Below are 15,013 nucleotides of genomic sequence, written 5' to 3' on the forward strand. Positions count from 1 at the left end.
CAGTATGAGACGCAGCTTTTTTTGCATTGATTCGCACGCGTGCGGCAACCCGGTTCGGGTTGTAGCGGGCGGAGCGCCGCTGATGCCCTCCGTATCGATGGCCGAACGTCGCGATATTTTCGTGCGTGACCACGACTGGGTACGCACCGCATTGATGTTCGAGCCTCGGGGACACGACATCATGTCTGGCGTCATTATTTATCCATCGGTACGTGATGACTGCGACTTCGGTGCGTTGTTTATCGAAGTCAGCGGCTGCCTGCCGATGTGTGGAGCGGGCACCATCGGATTATCGACCGTGGTCATCGAAGAGGGCCTGGTGACACCTCGTGAGCCGGGAAAACTGGCGATTGAAACACCGGCGGGACGGGTCGATGTCGAATATACCCTGGGCGGCGAATTTGTTGAGTCGATTCGCTTGTTCAACGTAGCCAGCTACCTGCACAGTGCCGATGTGGTGGTGGAAGTACCTGGTATTGGTACGTTTACGGTGGACATCGCCTACGGCGGGAATTTCTATGCGGTGGTCGAACCACAGGCGTGCTGGACTGGTTTCGAAGGGCAGACGACAGCTGACATCGTGGGGTTGAGCCAGAAGCTGCGCGCAGCGCTCTCGGCCATTTGTGACCCTGTACATCCAGAGAACAGTAGGATCAGTGGTGTTCATCACATCATCTGGTGTGACAAACCACAGAGCAGAACCGTGCATGGCCGCTGTGCAGTGTTCTACGGTGATAAAGCCATTGATCGCTCTCCCGGCGGTACCGGTACCTCGGCACGGATGGCTCAGCTCTTCGCAAAGGGGCAGCTGAACGTCGGTGATATTTACCGACTTGAAAGTCTGATCGGTACAATCTACGAAGGAAAGGTTGAGGCGTCGGTAAAAGTCGGAACCTTCGACGCAATGAAGCCAAGTGTCAGCGGCTGGGCTGAGGTGATAGGTCACAACACTATTTTCGTCGATGACAAGGACCCTCTGGCCCACGGGTTCCAGCTCGCATAAACAGTGCGTTCGTTAGAGTAAACAAGCGAGGCGTAAAGTGATCGAACGACGAGATTTCAGCGGGTGTATGAAAGGTAAAAACCTGCGTTATCTGGAAGAGACTCGGAGTGAGCCGACGACTCATGCCCGGGCAGGTTTTTTACTGCTCGAGCACTTCTCGTTGCCTGCATTTACGCAGGCGCTCGATACGATTGTCACTGCCAACCTTTTGCGGCCTGCGTTGTTCTCTTCACGAACCTTCGGGTTGCAGGACGGAGAGGTTGCCAGCGACCTTGGCCTGATCATTCGACCGGATGCGCGTTTGGACGTGGCAGCACTCAAAGACCTTGATTTGCTGGTCATATGCGGCGGCTATCGCACCGAACTCAAAGTCAATCACGAGCTGATCAGCATCCTTAAAACGGCATCGGAACTGGGTATCACCCTGGCCGGGCTGTGGAATGGGGCGTGGTTTTTGGGCGTGTCAGGTTTGCTTGAGGGGTATCGTTGTGCGATTCATCCCGAACACCGACCTGCGCTCGCAGAAATTTCAAAAGTCACGCATGTCACCAGTGAAGCATTTGTCATGGATCGAGACCGGCTCACGGCTTCGAGTCCGGCGGGTGCTTATCATATGGCTCTCGAGTGGATCAAAGGGCTGCACGGCAAGGCGCTTGTCGAGGGCATCGAAGACATTCTGTCTTTCGAGGAGTCGCGGTATCGGCGTATCAAACCGACACAGAACATCTCGTTGAGCGCCCCCCTCAAAGAGGTGGTCAAGCTGATGGACGCCAACCTGGAAGAACCGTTGCAAATGGAGCAACTGGCGGTCTATGCCGGACGTTCCCGTCGACAAATAGAGCGCTTGTTCAAAGAACAACTGGGTACCACGCCGCAACGGTATTACCTGGAATTACGCATTACCGAAGCACGGCGATTGCTTCAGCACACAGACCTGTCTCAGGTTGATGTGCTGGTCGCATGCGGCTTTGTTTCGCCGAGCCATTTCAGCAAATGCTACAGCTCGTATTTTGGTTACCGGCCTTCGAGAGAAACGCGGCTGGTGAAGTAAAGAACGCCTGTTGAAACCTTTGTGATTGGTGGTGTTTACCGCGACGGTGGGCTAACGACTTCGTGGCGTGGCTGTTTGTGCTGGATGCGTTAGTGAAACGCTTCAAAACCTGATGTTGCTGACACGCTAAGGAGGAGGGCATGACCGAAGTGCGATTGAAGAGCGATCAAACAAAAAACACGGCGTACTTGACTACGCCCACCGTTGCCGCTGGTCCTGGGGTCACAAGGCCCCAACTCGGGATTTTCCTATGCCTGCTTTCAATGCTTATCTTTGCGAGCCAGGACGGAATAACCAAGGTGCTTGTCAAAGACTTTCCGGTTGCCCAGCTGGTCATGGTGCGTTATTGGGTGTTTGTCGTTTTTGCCTTCGGGTATGCCGCCTACCAAGGTAGGGTCAAGGAACAGTTTCGGAGCAAGCATCCTTGGCTCCAAATCATTCGAGCGCTGTTAGCCGTGGGTGAAATAGTACTGTTCGGAGTCGGGCTGCGTTATTTAGGCCTGGCTGAAATGCACGCTCTCTATGCGGTATTCCCTCTGATGACTTTGGCATTGGCGGGGGGGCTGCTGGGAGAGTTTGTCGGGCTACGACGCTGGATCGCTGCTGCCATAGGGTTCATCGGGACACTGATTATCCTGCGACCAGGCGCGGGCGTCTTTGAACTCGCAGCGCTGATTCCCCTGCTGTCTGCTTTGGGGTTTGCAGTGTTCAATGTACTGACGCGCCGAATTAGCCAGCACGATTCCTTTGCGACGAACATGCTTTTTATGGCAAGTGTGGGTGCCCTGACGATCACATTTGTGGGGCTGCCCGCATGGGTTTCTCCGACGCCGGTCCAGGGCCTCTTGATGGGGATCCTGTCATTGACGGGAGTAGTCGCTCAGATACTGCTTATTCAAGCGCTGAAATATGCGACCGCTTCTACCCTGCAGCCTTTCAACTATGCGCTTCTGGTGTTCGCCACGTTGATTGGGGTGATCGTTTTTGCCGAGCGCCCTGATACCTGGGTGGTTGTCGGAGCAGCGTTGGTGATTATCGGTGGGCTGTATGCGATTAAAGCGAAGGTGTGAACGTACCTGAGTGTATGAAGTAATCAATGTGTGGTTGGTTTCCTGGATGGACACGGTCCTAAAAAAGGGCAGCTGAAAGCTTAACGCCGATCAGTTAAGGCGTTGAACGCCGCAATCCTTGTGGGAGCGAGCCTGCTCGCGATGACGGTGGCACAGTCAACACTTGCGTTGCCTGGCAATCCGCCATCGCGAGCAGGCTCGCTCCCACAGGTTTTGCACCTTGACTGATCGGCATTAAGCTCAAAGCTGCCCTTTTCCCAAACTGCTCCTTAGGCCGCGATAAACAGCTTGTGCGGATCCATGACGAATTTCTTCGGCGCTCCGGCATCGAACTCGTGGTAACCGCGCGGCGCGTCGTCCAGGCTGATCACCTGCACGCCGACGACCTCGGCAATGTTGATCCGGTCCCACATGATCGCCTGCATCAGCTGACGGTTGTACTTCATCGTCGGGGTCTGGCCGGTGTGGAAGCTGTGGGACTTGGCCCAGCCGAGGCCGAAACGGATGTTCAGGCTGCCATGCTTGGCGGCTTTGTTGACCGCGCCCGGGTCTTCGGTGACATACAGACCGGGGATACCGATATTGCCGGCGACCCGCACCACGCCCATCAGCGCGTTGAGCACATCGGCCGGGGCCTCGTGCTGCGCGCCGTCATGGCCGTGGCCACGGGCTTCGAAGCCGACAGCATCGACCGCACAATCGACTTCCGGCTCACCGAGCAGGTTGGCGATTTGCTCGTGCAGCGGAGCGTCCTGGGTCAGGTCGGCGATCTCGAAGCCCTGGGCCTTGGCATGCGCCAGACGCAGCGGATTGACGTCACCGACGATCACCACCGCCGCACCCAGCAGACGGGCGGAGGCGGCAGCAGCCAGTCCGACCGGACCGGCACCGGCGATATACACGGTGCTACCAGGGCCGACACCGGCGGTCACCGCGCCGTGGTAGCCGGTCGGCAGGATATCGGAGAGGCAGGTCAGGTCGCGGATTTTCTCCATGGCCTTGTCGCGGTCGGGCAGCTTCAACAGGTTGAAGTCGGCATACGGCACCAGCACGTATTCGGCCTGGCCGCCAACCCAGTCGCCCATGTCCACATAGCCATAGGCACCGCCGGGGCGCGCCGGGTTGACCGTCAGGCAGACGCCGGTGTGCTGCTCCTTGCAACTGCGACAACGGCCGCAGGCGACGTTGAACGGCACCGAGACCAGGTCACCGATCTGCACGTTTTCCACGTCACGGCCCCTCTCGATCACTTCGCCGGTGATCTCATGGCCAAGCACCAGCCCGACCTGGGCCGTGGTCCGGCCACGCACCATATGCTGGTCGGAGCCGCAGATATTGGTCGAAACCACGCGCAGGATCACGCCATGGTCGATGCGCTTGCCGCGCGGGTCTTCCATTTTCGGATAGGGGATGGTCTGCACCTCGACCTTGCCTGCGCCGAGATACACGACACCACGATTACCAGACATGATTTCACCTCGCTTTTGTTGTTGTGAGAACACGGCCCTTGTACTGCGAAGGGGCCTGCGGCCTTACAGTGCAGTGGTATATGTCTTGCGTTTGCGCGTGAATGCAGATTGGTTGGAAGTCACCTTCCAACGACGCGTGATTAGCAGTTATCGTATCGATCCTACGCCTGGTATCAGCACCCGGCGAGAGCATTTAGTCCCTGTTGAGTCTCTCTTTCCCCTCAATTTCCATGGATTCAGGGCTAACCCCGGACGATAGGAGCAAGTGCGATGATTGCGGACTGGACTGGTCAGGTAGCGCTTGTCAGTGGCGCCGGTAGTGAGCGAGGCATTGGCATTGCGATTGCGAAGCGACTGGGCAGCCTGGGCGTTAAGTTGATAATCACAGGCAGCAGCGCTCGCATTCATGATCGGGTGGAGGAGTTACGAGCCTCAGGATTTGAAGCGCAAGGTCGTGAGGCGGACTTGAGTGAAGAGGATCAAGTCCTTGAACTTACCACTTGGGCAGAATCGGTATGGGGGCGAATCGATATTCTGGTGAACAATGCCGGGATGGCTGCGCAGGGTCATCCGGAGCCTTTTGCCGGTCTGGCGGACATGAGTGTCGATAGCTGGAATCTTTCAATTGCTCGAAATCTGACAACCGCCTTTCTGCTGACCCGTGGAGTTTTGCCGGGGATGCGCAACAGACACTACGGCCGTATCGTCAATGTCAGCTCCACGACTGGCACTCGGGCAGGTAATCCAGGAGAGGCGGCTTATGCTGCGGCCAAAGCGGGAATGGTGGGTATGAACATGAGCCTGGCCCTTGAGGTTGCGCGCTATGGAATCACTGTGAACTCGGTCGCGCCGGGCTGGATCGCCACTGGGTCAAGTACCCCAGAGGAAGTGAATGCAGCGAAGTACGTCCCGGTTGGCAGGGCCGGTCGTCCGGAAGAAGTGGCTGCTGCCGTTACGTTCCTGGCCTCACCTGAGTCCAGTTACATTACCGGTGAGTTACTGGTGGTCGATGGTGGCAATTGCCTGATAGAAAACAAAGCGCCCAAGTAATGAATGCGTGTCCGCTGCAAAATTTTGCAGCGAGCCAGAGTCTGGCTCCACGCAACCTGCGACGGAGGTGGGTAAGTGATTCCCTCCAATGATCCCGATGCGGCTAGTGTGCATTCCTTTGAAATGTGTGGAGAAGCAGGCGTGCTCAGGCTACGAAGTCAATAAAATGTACTTGGGTGTACATTTGATTGAGCATCAGAGTACATTCGCGTTACGCATTGTTGAAGAAGGTAAGCGAGATGTCCCAGTTAGGGAAGGCACGTGGTAAAGCCCAGGATGCAGGTTGGCGCGGCTCCCCGGAGGGTTGGCTCGAAGCCGCCTACGAAGCCCTGAAGGAGTCGGGCATCGATGCCGTTCGGGTCATGCCGCTCGCCAAGCGCCTGGGCTTGTCACGCACCAGCTTCTACTGGTTTTTTGAGGATCGTGAACAGTTGCTCGCCGCCTTGCTTTCACGCTGGCGGGAGACCAATACGGGGGGCTTGATCCGGCAAAGTGAAAGCTATGCCGAAAGCATCTCCGAGGCGATCCTGAATGTGTTCGAGTGCTGGCTCAACCCGCAACTGTTCGACTCGCAATTCGAGTTCGCAGTGCGCAGCTGGGCGCTTCAGTCAGCTGAAGTGGCTCAAGAGGTCGCTACCGTAGACGAGCAGCGCATGAATGCCCTGGCGAGCATGTTCAAGCGCTTCGGCTATGACAGCCAGGGCGCTGATGCGCGAGCCAGAACGATTTATTTGACCCAGATCGGCTACATCACCATGAACACGACTGAGTTGATCACTGTGCGCTTCCAACGCATTCCTCATTACGTGAGCATCTTCACCGGGAAAGTACCCAAGCAGCGCGAGCTGGATCGTTTTTACGGGAAATTCGGCTACGCCGAAAAAGAGCCCGGGGTTTTCGTGCCCTTGACAGATACCTTCGAGGAGACGTCTGCAGATGCTCAATGAGACGCTAGGCATTATTGGAGGAACGGGGTGGTTGGGCGCAGCGATCGCCAAGGCAGTGCTGGCAAAGACGTTGGTGCCGACGGGCAATCTGATCATTTCCAACCGCACGGGCAGCCATCCATTGGCACAGCAAGGCGCTTGCCTGGTCACAGATAACCAGGGCCTGGTGGATCGCAGCGACGTAGTCATCATCGCGGTTCGCCCCGAGCATTTCGCCGGCCTGAACATCAATGCGACGGGCAAAACAGTCATTTCACTGATGGCCGGGATTACAGCGCAGGCGATTGCTGAACAGACATCGGCTTCGGCGGTCGTGCGGGCGATGCCCAATGCGGCGGTGGACATCGAGCAGTCCTTCACGCCCTGGTATTGTTCGCACGCGGTAGAGGCGACAACGAAAAGCCTCGTGCAGCGATTGTTTGAATGTGTGGGCACTGCTGCCGAGGTCCAGAAAGAGGACTTCATCGATTACCTCTCTGCACTCTCAGGCACCGGCCCGGCCTTTCCGGCCTTGTTGATGACGGCGCTGGCCAATCAGGCGATGCTGGCCGGCATACCGAGAGACATCGCGCAGCTTGCCGCGCAAAATGTCGTGGTCAACAGCAGCCAACTACTGGCGGGCCGTGACGCCCAGCAGATGATCGACGCCTTGGTGGCCTACCGTGGTGTGACAGCCGCTGCCTTGCAGACGATGAGCCAGGGGCATTTCGAAGAGCAGATTGGAAGGGCGTTGCAGGCAGGTGCCGCCGTTGCTCGCAAAGGGCTTCAGGCCGGATAACTGAACCACCGCCATCGCGAGCACATTCAGCATCTTCATCGACTGTGATACCGCTTTCGCGAGCAAGCCCGCTCCCACAGGAGAAGCGCGTTCACTTCAAACCAGGCATGCCGAGCCTAGGCGAGGCACCGAGTGGTGGGGCATGAGCGTTTTGCTTACTTTTGCGCTTCTCAAAAGTGAGTCGCTGTAAGAGCGGAACCCTAAGCAGCCGTTACCGCAGCAACGGATATTCACCCCCATCCCCAGATAAAAAAACAAAAAAAACGGCACTCCTCCAGAAACGAAAAGCGCCGCTCTCCTTAACCCAACACCACGTCCTATTCAGCCTTGAAGCAATACACCGCCAGCTTGTTCCCATCCAGATCCCGGGCGTAGGCAGCGTAGGCATTGTCCGCCCAGCCACGTGAGCCTGGCAGGCCTTCGCAAACGCCACCGTTTGCCAATGCAGCTGTATGGAAGGCATGGACTGCAGCGCGGTTCGGTGCTTCGAAACTGACGGTGACACCATTGCCGACGGTGGCCGGATTTCCATTAGCCGGATTGAGTACGAAGAACGAAGGCTTATCGATGCCCCAGATGGAGCCGGCCTCATCGAGATCGGCAACGCGGTTCAGGCCAATTTCCTTCAAAACAACATCATAGAATGCGCGTGCTTTTTGCAGATCTTTAGTGCCGACGGTGACATGAGTAAAAACAGACATCTTTGTTTCCTTACTGTTGGTGGTGATTGGGCTGCCGACGGATCAGAGACCCGTCGGATATCAGAAATGAATGACGGTGCGAATGCTTTGCTGTGAAAGTTGCCCCTGATGTTTGAGATCAGGGGCATGACTTCAAATATCCTTCAACAGCCGCAGCGCATCGTAGATGGCGGCGTGGGTATTGCGCGCCGAGACCGCATCGCCGATCCGGAACAGCTGGAAGCGGCCTTCAGGGTTGGTCACGATGTTCTGGGTTTTGCCAGCGATCAGATTGTGCTGCTCGACTGCGCCGTCATTGCTCGAATGGGGTCGCAGATCGAAGTACAAATCGTCCAGGGGCAGGGTGCCATGGTTGATCACGACTTGATCGACCACTCGCCGTTTATGCACCTGGCCATAATCGCTGCCGAAGTTCGCAACCAACTGCCCGTCGCGCTTCTCTACGGAATCGACCCGATACGTGACGGTAAAGGTGACGTCCAGATCCTGCAGGCTGCGCATGTAAGGCACCAGGTTCATCGCCATCACCTCCGGCGAAAACGACCGGTCAGGCGTGACGATCTCCAGTTTTGCACCGCTGTTGGCGATGACCTCTGCTGCTTGTAGCGCCGCATGGTCGCCAGCGTCGTCAAAGATCAGCACGTTCTGGCCGGGCTTGACGTCGCCGGAAATGATGTCCCAGGTGGACACCACCAAATCGTTACCCTGTTTGAGCACTTCGGTGTGCGGCAAGCCGCCCGTGGCAACGATCACCACATCCGGCTCTTCAACCAGCACCGTCTCGGCCTCGGCCCATGTGTTGAAGTGGAACTTCACACCCAGGCGTTCGCATTGCGCCATGCGCCAGTCGATGATGCTGATCATCTCGCGGCGCCGTTCGCTGAGCGCAGTCAAGCGGATCTGCCCGCCGGGCTGGTCGGCGACTTCGAACACCGTGACGTCGTGGCCACGTTCACCGGCGACCCGCGCCGCCTCCAGACCCGCGGGGCCGGTGCCGATCACCACCACCTTGCGCTTGGTCGGCGCCTTGGGAATTTCGTGGGGCATGGTGGTTTCACGCCCGGTGGCGGCGTTGTGGATGCAATACGCAGCACCGCCCTGATAGATACGGTCCAGGCAGTAGTTCGCACCTACGCAGGGGCGGATGTCTTCTTCGCGCTTTTCGATGATCTTGCGCACGATGTGCGGATCGGTCATGTGCGCTCGGGTCATGCCGATCATGTCTACCTTGCCGGAGGCAATGGCGTGTCGCGCCGTGGCGACGTCCGGAATCTTGGCCGCATGGAAAGTAGGGAAGCCGGTGGCCGAGCGGATCTCGCCGGCAAAATCCAGGTGCGGAGAGTTGCGCATGCCCTGGATCGGAATCACATCGGTCAGGCCGGCATCGGTATCGATGTGCCCGCGTACGACGTTGAGGAAGTCGACCAGGCCGCTGTCCTTGAGCATGTGAGAAATCTGCATGCCGTCCTTCGCACCGAAGCCACCGGGCAGGTCCTCATCGCCGGTGTAGCGGACCCCGAGCAGGAAGTCTTCGCCACAGCGTTGGCGGATACCGCGCAGGACGTCAAAGGTGAAGCGCAGTCGGTTTTCCAGCGAGCCGCCGTACGGGCCGTCAAGATCGTTGGTCAATGGCGACCAGAACTGATCCATGAGGTGACCGTAAGCCTGCAACTCCAGACCATCGAGGCCCGCCGCCTTCATGCGTTCGGCGGCATCCACGTAGTCCTTGATGATTCGATCGATGTCCCAGTCTTCCATCTTTTTCGGAAAGGCCCGGTGGGACGCTTCACGGCGATGGGACGGCGAGACGACCGGGAGCCAGTCAGCCTTGTCCCAGCGCGTGCGCCTTCCCAGGTGGGTCAACTGAATCATCACCGCCGCACCGTGTTCGTGGCATTCGTCGGTCAGATCCTTCATCCATTTGACCACCTCATCCTTATACGCCAGCACGTTGTTGAACACCGGCGGGCTGTCGCGGGAAACAGCGGCGGAGCCTGCGGTCATGGTCAGCGCCACACCGGCCTTCGCGCGCTCAACGTGATAAGCGCGGTACAGATCCTTTGGCATGCCGTCGACAGGATAGGCGGGTTCATGGGAGGTGGTCATGATCCGGTTTTTGAGAGTCAGGTGCTTGATCTTATAGGGCTGCAGCAAGGGATCGCTGGACATGGTGTTGCGCTCCGGGAACAGAACATCAGGCTTGGTTTGACATGACGGTAGGTCGAATGTTCACTTGTGTCAATGGGTGAGACACAGGTGTACATTTTTCTTGCGCGGTGGAAAAACCAGGATTAAGATCGATTCGAACAGGGGGGATCGTCAGGGGGTCTTTCTGAACCCGCTGCCTTAATATGATTTTTAAAAGGAGAGCCTACGTGACAGCGTTATCCGATAGTCGTTTGGCGAGCAGGCAAACAGCTTTTACTGAAATTCCAATCATAGATGTGTCGCCACTTATCAACGGTAATAATCCACTGCAGGTGGCAAGCCAAATAGGTGATGCATGCGAAAAGGTGGGTTTTTTTTATATTAAAAACCATGGTGTTGCGCAGCAGTTGATAGACAACATGTACAGGCTGAGCAAGGATTTTTTCAAGCTTCCATATGAGGAGAAAAACGAACTTAATGTCGTCAACTCCGGGCTGACGCTGCGCGGCTATATACCGATGTATGCGGAGAACGTAGACCCTGCCAACACCCGCGACTTTAAAGAGTGTTTTGATTACGGCGCTCATTACGATGATATTTCTCCATTTTTTGGCCCTAATCAAATGCCTTCCGCACTGCCACAATTCGAGAAGGTTGCCGACGCTTATCATGGCGCTGTATTGGCGCTCGCGAGAACGCTCATCGGCGCAATTGCGCTGAGTTTAGGTTTGCCACAGGATTACTTTGAACGTCTTCAGCGCAAGCCCATCACTATTCAGCGAATTTTGCGTTACCCGCCCCAGATGGGTAGGGTTTCCCAAGAAGAGATTGGTATTGGGGCTCACACGGACTACGGTTTCCTGACAGTCCTGTCCCAGGATGCAGTTGGCGGTTTGCAGGTCATGAATCGTGCAGGGGAGTGGGTTACTGCACCACCGGTTGAAGGCACGTTTATCGTCAACATTGGTGATCTGGTTCAAACCCTGACCAATGATCGCTACACATCGACAATGCATCGCGTCATCAATACCAGCGGCCTGGAACGTTATTCCATACCGTTCTTTATTGATTTGGATTTCGATGCGGTTGTTGAGCCTGTGTCAACCTGCGTGAGTGAGACTTTGCCTGCGAAGTATGAAGCGTACACGTGTGGCAAACACAAATTTAAGCGATTTGTTGATAGCTATGCGCACCTGAAAGAAATCGAGAAGGCATGATCGTTCTTCTGGCTACGAAGATGCTGATTGGAGGTCAAAGTCGCCAGCCTGCGAACGAATGTTCCACCAGAACCACAAGAAACGCCTTGGCGTGTCTTGTGGTTTTTTTCAAGCGATGTTTGCCGATGTAACAGGCTCCCACGAGATTGCGCGTGCAGCCAGGAAGGCAAGAACAGCCGCCACGCCCAGCAACGCGGCGCTCAACTCGAAGGTCGCTCGATAGCCGCTCGAGTCAAACACCAGCCCGCCGACGGTTGCACCCGAGGCAATGGCCAGTTGAATGATCGCCACCATTAAACCGCCACCCGCTTCAGCTGCCTCCGGCAATGTCCTCGCCAGCCACGTCCACCATCCCACCGGCGCCGCAGTCGCAACCAGTCCCCAGAGACCCAGCAAGACAGTGGTGGTGGCCGCCGAACTGCCGAATGAAACCAGCGCCAGTGCGATCACCGCCATCAAGATCGGGATGACGATGAGGGTGCGATGCAGGCCATTTTTCAAGAAGGCTTCAATCAGGAAGGTTCCCGCGAGGCCCGCCAGACCGAGGACGAGCAGCATCAGCGAGAGCATGGAAACACTGACATGCGTGACGGCTTCAAGGAACGGTCGCAAATAGGTAAACAGCATGAACTGACCCATGAAAAAGACACTGACCACCAACATGCCTAACGCGACGGGCAGGCTTTTCATCAACTTCAAGACATTTCCAGTGCCTGAAACGCTTTGCGATTTCATCGCAGGAAGGCTGAACAAAAGGCAGACACTGGCGGCTACCGCGACCGGAATGACGCACATAAACGCACCGCGCCAGCCGATCAAGGAACCGAGGAAGCTGCCCAAAGGTGCTGCAATCACCGTCGCCAGAGCGTTGCCGCCGTTGACGATTGCCATGGCGCGAGTGATCTGGTCTTCAGGCACCAGGCGCATGGCGGTTGCCGCCGACAACGACCAGAAGCCACCTATCGCCACACCGATCAATGCGCGGCCGACCATGAACACCCAGTAGTTCGGCGCGCACGCGACGACTGTTCCCGAAATGATCATCAGCACAGTCAGTGACATCAGCAGAGGCTTACGGTCGACCCGCGCCGCCACCGCAGCGATCAGGAGGCTGGCGAACAGCGCAAACAGCCCAGAGACAGAAATGCCCTGGCCTGCTTGCCCTTCGGTGATCTGCAGATCGGCGGCAATCGGCGTCAGCAGGCTGACGGGCATGAACTCCGATGCCACCAGCACGAAGGCAGCGAGCGACATGGCGAATACGGCGCCCCACGATGGTTCCGCTTTCCGGGGGGCGTGGAGGGAGTGGCTGGTCATTGATTGAATCCTGTAATGCGAAGCGTCGCGGCCCCGTGAACGGGGCCGCGAGAGAGAACCGGTGCCCGGTCAGGGGCACCGCCAAATTACTTCAGGTTTCATTCGCCAAGTTGACCTCGTTCTTCGCTTCGCCCGTCAATGTGGCGTTGTCGATAACGAAGCGATACTTGACGTCGCCCTTGAGCATCCGCTCGTAGGATTCGTTGATCTGGTCGGCTCGAACGAGCTCGATGTCGGCGACGATGCCGTGCTCCGCGCAGAAATTCAGCATCTCCTGCGTTTCGGCGATGCCGCCGATCATTGAGCCGGCAATCGTCCGGCGCTTCATGATCAGGTTGAACACGTTGGGCGACGGATGTGGTGAGGCGGGCGCACCGACCAGGGTCAGCGCCCCGTCTCGCTTGAGCAGAACCAGGAAGGCATCGAGATCGTGCGGGGCTGCGACGGTATTGAGGATGAAGTCAAAGCTCTTGGCATGCGCAGCCATTTCTTCAGCGTTGCGCGACACCACAACTTCATCGGCACCCAGTTGTTTTGCTGCTTCGCGCTTGGATTCAGAGGTGGTGAACGCCACGACGTGAGCACCCATCGCATGGGCCAGCTTGATGCCCATGTGGCCCAGCCCACCGATACCGACCACGCCGATTTTCTTGCCCGGCCCGGCGTTCCAGTGACGCAGCGGGGAGTACGTGGTGATGCCCGCGCACAGCAGCGGCGCGACGGCGGCCAGTTGCTCCTCCGGGTGGCGGATGCGCAGAACATAACGTTCATGCACCACAATGTTTTGCGCGTAGCCGCCGAGCGTCCAGCCGGGTGCGTCCGGGGTCGGGAAGTTGTAGGTGCCGATCATGCCGTCGCAGTAGTTCTCCAGGCCGGTTTCACAGTCGTCACAGTGTTTGCAGCTGTCGACGATGCAACCGACACCGACCAGGTCTCCAACAGTGAAGTCCGAAACGTGCGCACCCACCGCCGATACACGGCCGACAATTTCGTGCCCCGGTACGCAAGGAAACTGAGTGCCTGCCCATTCGGCACGCACCTGATGCAAGTCCGAATGGCAGATACCGCAGAAGGCGATATCAATCTGAACGTCATGGGCGGCGGGGTGACGGCGGCGGATCTGCAAAGGCTCAAGGGGTTTGTCGCCCGCATGAGCACCATAGGCTTGTACAAGCATGGGAGAGACCTCAAAGAATTTGTCGGATGGACATTTTCCCGTTCTGACAAGGCTCTCAGTAGTGCAATCCGCTGGATTACTTGCCTGATTCTATGAGTCTTCGTTCTATCGCAGGACGGTTGCGGGCGGGCGGGTTAGAGTTCAGCGAAGAGGTATGAGACGTTCATGATGACCCAACACGAAACCGCCACATCGCCCCAGGAGGCGCTCGCCCAGGTCATTGGCTCGCGGGTCTTGAAACCCGGTGACTACGCAACCTCGATTGCAGGCCTCGGCTTCTTCAGGCGCGAACACCCGTCGCCGCCCGTTGTTTGCATGGTCGAACCGAGCATCATTCTTGTCGCCCAAGGCGAGAAACAGCTGTGGGTAGGCGGTGAGGGTTATCCGTATGACGCTTCGCGTTTTCTGGTCACCTCACTGGATTTGCCGGCCAACTCGGAGGTGCTCGCGGCGAGCCCGGAACAACCGTGCCTCGGGCTGACGCTCAAGCTCGATTTGCGCATGCTGGCAGAGCTGATAGCGCAGAGTGACCTGCCGCCCACCCGTGAACGTTCGGTCGCGAAAGGGGTGGGCATCGGTTCAGTGACCGCAGCCATGCTGGCGTCGTTCGAGCGCTTGTTGGCGCTGCTCGATGAACCGGAAGCCATTCCTGTTCTCGCCCCTTTGATCCAGCGTGAAATTCACTACCGTCTCTTGAAGAGTGATCAGGCGGGCAGGTTGCGACAAATCACGTCTGTCGATGGTCAGGGCTATCGGATCGCCAAAGCCATCGATTGGCTGAAATTGAATTACGCCTCGGCCCTGCGGGTCGATGACCTTGCCGGCCGGGTGCAAATGAGCACGCCGACCTTTCACCACCATTTCCGCCAGCTCACTGCAATGAGCCCGTTGCAGTACCAGAAATGGCTACGGCTAAACGAGGCGAGGCGCCTGATGCTCAACGAGCATCAGGATGTATCCAGCGCGGCGTTCAAAGTCGGCTATGAAAGCCCTTCGCAGTTCAGTCGCGAATACAGCCGACTGTTTGGAGTGCCGCCTAAACGAGATATTGCGCTGTTGCGAGGGGCAGGGTAGCGACAGGGTGA

13 protein-coding genes are annotated in these 15,013 nt (G+C 57.4%); 8 read left to right on the plus strand and 5 right to left on the minus strand.

Annotated elements, in window-relative coordinates:
• Positions 1-4 precede the first annotated feature (4 nt).
• The 3 genes from KGA83_RS03785 (at position 5) to KGA83_RS03795 (ending at position 3,124) form a co-directional block, all read left to right on the plus strand.
• Positions 5-1,003: a 4-hydroxyproline epimerase gene (locus KGA83_RS03785; RefSeq protein WP_223528462.1), complete on the plus strand. Its 999-nt coding sequence runs from the start codon at positions 5-7 to the stop codon at positions 1,001-1,003.
• 37 nt (positions 1,004-1,040) lie between these two features.
• Entirely contained in the window at positions 1,041-2,054 is a 1,014-nt protein-coding gene (locus KGA83_RS03790) for a GlxA family transcriptional regulator (protein ID WP_223528465.1), read from the plus strand.
• A gap of 140 nt (positions 2,055-2,194) precedes the next feature.
• On the plus strand, positions 2,195-3,124 hold the full coding sequence (locus tag KGA83_RS03795; RefSeq protein ID WP_223528468.1) for a DMT family transporter: 930 nt from the start codon (positions 2,195-2,197) through the stop codon (positions 3,122-3,124).
• Between the two features lie 269 nt (positions 3,125-3,393).
• Here the strand turns inward: KGA83_RS03795 and fdhA are convergent, their stop codons facing one another.
• Positions 3,394-4,593 carry a formaldehyde dehydrogenase, glutathione-independent gene (gene fdhA / locus KGA83_RS03800; protein ID WP_108217573.1) on the minus strand — a complete coding sequence of 400 codons (1,200 nt, stop codon included), beginning with the start codon at positions 4,591-4,593 and terminating at the stop codon, positions 3,394-3,396.
• Positions 4,594-4,863: 270 nt separating this feature from the next.
• Between fdhA and KGA83_RS03805 the strand changes: the two genes are divergently transcribed.
• The 3 genes from KGA83_RS03805 to KGA83_RS03815 all read left to right on the plus strand — a co-directional run bounded on the left by KGA83_RS03805 (position 4,864) and on the right by KGA83_RS03815 (position 7,368).
• Positions 4,864-5,643 carry an SDR family NAD(P)-dependent oxidoreductase gene (locus KGA83_RS03805; RefSeq protein WP_223528471.1) on the plus strand — a complete coding sequence of 260 codons (780 nt, stop codon included), beginning with the start codon at positions 4,864-4,866 and terminating at the stop codon, positions 5,641-5,643.
• A gap of 239 nt (positions 5,644-5,882) precedes the next feature.
• A complete protein-coding gene (locus KGA83_RS03810) occupies positions 5,883-6,590 on the plus strand; it encodes a TetR/AcrR family transcriptional regulator (RefSeq protein WP_108217575.1) in 708 nt (235 codons plus the stop codon).
• Positions 6,580-7,368 (plus strand): pyrroline-5-carboxylate reductase family protein, encoded by a 789-nt coding sequence (locus KGA83_RS03815; RefSeq protein WP_223528473.1) that lies wholly within the window; start codon positions 6,580-6,582, stop codon positions 7,366-7,368. The genes KGA83_RS03810 and KGA83_RS03815 overlap by 11 nt, the downstream gene beginning before the upstream one ends.
• A gap of 317 nt (positions 7,369-7,685) precedes the next feature.
• Here KGA83_RS03815 and KGA83_RS03820 read toward each other — a convergent pair whose 3' ends face one another.
• Positions 7,686-8,069: a VOC family protein gene (locus KGA83_RS03820; RefSeq protein ID WP_223528475.1), complete on the minus strand. Its 384-nt coding sequence runs from the start codon at positions 8,067-8,069 to the stop codon at positions 7,686-7,688.
• 132 nt (positions 8,070-8,201) lie between these two features.
• Positions 8,202-10,238 (minus strand): NADH:flavin oxidoreductase, encoded by a 2,037-nt coding sequence (locus tag KGA83_RS03825; protein WP_223528478.1) that lies wholly within the window; start codon positions 10,236-10,238, stop codon positions 8,202-8,204.
• Between the two features lie 206 nt (positions 10,239-10,444).
• On the opposite strand from KGA83_RS03825, the gene KGA83_RS03830 reads away from it, so the two are divergent.
• A complete protein-coding gene (locus KGA83_RS03830; protein WP_115948034.1) occupies positions 10,445-11,434 on the plus strand; it encodes an isopenicillin N synthase family dioxygenase in 990 nt (329 codons plus the stop codon).
• Positions 11,435-11,542: 108 nt separating this feature from the next.
• Here the strand turns inward: KGA83_RS03830 and KGA83_RS03835 are convergent, their stop codons facing one another.
• Both KGA83_RS03835 and KGA83_RS03840 read right to left on the minus strand, forming a co-directional pair.
• Complete coding sequence (locus KGA83_RS03835; RefSeq protein WP_223528480.1) at positions 11,543-12,751, minus strand: MFS transporter; 1,209 nt, start codon at positions 12,749-12,751, stop codon at positions 11,543-11,545.
• Between the two features lie 91 nt (positions 12,752-12,842).
• Entirely contained in the window at positions 12,843-13,928 is a 1,086-nt protein-coding gene (locus KGA83_RS03840) for an NAD(P)-dependent alcohol dehydrogenase (protein ID WP_223528483.1), read from the minus strand.
• A 165-nt stretch (positions 13,929-14,093) separates the two neighbouring features.
• Here KGA83_RS03840 and KGA83_RS03845 point away from each other — a divergent pair, with 165 nt between their 5' ends.
• Positions 14,094-15,002 carry an AraC family transcriptional regulator gene (locus tag KGA83_RS03845; RefSeq protein ID WP_108215488.1) on the plus strand — a complete coding sequence of 303 codons (909 nt, stop codon included), beginning with the start codon at positions 14,094-14,096 and terminating at the stop codon, positions 15,000-15,002.
• The last annotated feature ends 11 nt before the right edge of the window (positions 15,003-15,013 follow it).

Source organism: Pseudomonas sp. GL-R-19, from assembly GCF_019956375.1.
GTDB lineage: Bacteria > Pseudomonadota > Gammaproteobacteria > Pseudomonadales > Pseudomonadaceae > Aquipseudomonas.

Coding starts and splice junctions, on each gene's coding strand:
- KGA83_RS03785 (WP_223528462.1), top strand. CDS start 5: ATGAGACGCAGCTTTTTTTGCATTGATTCGCACGCGTGCGGCAACCCG.
- KGA83_RS03795 (WP_223528468.1), top strand. CDS start 2,195: ATGACCGAAGTGCGATTGAAGAGCGATCAAACAAAAAACACGGCGTAC.
- fdhA (WP_108217573.1), bottom strand. CDS start 4,593: ATGTCTGGTAATCGTGGTGTCGTGTATCTCGGCGCAGGCAAGGTCGAG.
- KGA83_RS03805 (WP_223528471.1), top strand. CDS start 4,864: ATGATTGCGGACTGGACTGGTCAGGTAGCGCTTGTCAGTGGCGCCGGT.
- KGA83_RS03810 (WP_108217575.1), top strand. CDS start 5,883: ATGTCCCAGTTAGGGAAGGCACGTGGTAAAGCCCAGGATGCAGGTTGG.
- KGA83_RS03815 (WP_223528473.1), top strand. CDS start 6,580: ATGCTCAATGAGACGCTAGGCATTATTGGAGGAACGGGGTGGTTGGGC.
- KGA83_RS03820 (WP_223528475.1), bottom strand. CDS start 8,069: ATGTCTGTTTTTACTCATGTCACCGTCGGCACTAAAGATCTGCAAAAA.
- KGA83_RS03825 (WP_223528478.1), bottom strand. CDS start 10,238: ATGTCCAGCGATCCCTTGCTGCAGCCCTATAAGATCAAGCACCTGACT.
- KGA83_RS03835 (WP_223528480.1), bottom strand. CDS start 12,751: ATGACCAGCCACTCCCTCCACGCCCCCCGGAAAGCGGAACCATCGTGG.
- KGA83_RS03840 (WP_223528483.1), bottom strand. CDS start 13,928: ATGCTTGTACAAGCCTATGGTGCTCATGCGGGCGACAAACCCCTTGAG.
- KGA83_RS03845 (WP_108215488.1), top strand. CDS start 14,094: ATGATGACCCAACACGAAACCGCCACATCGCCCCAGGAGGCGCTCGCC.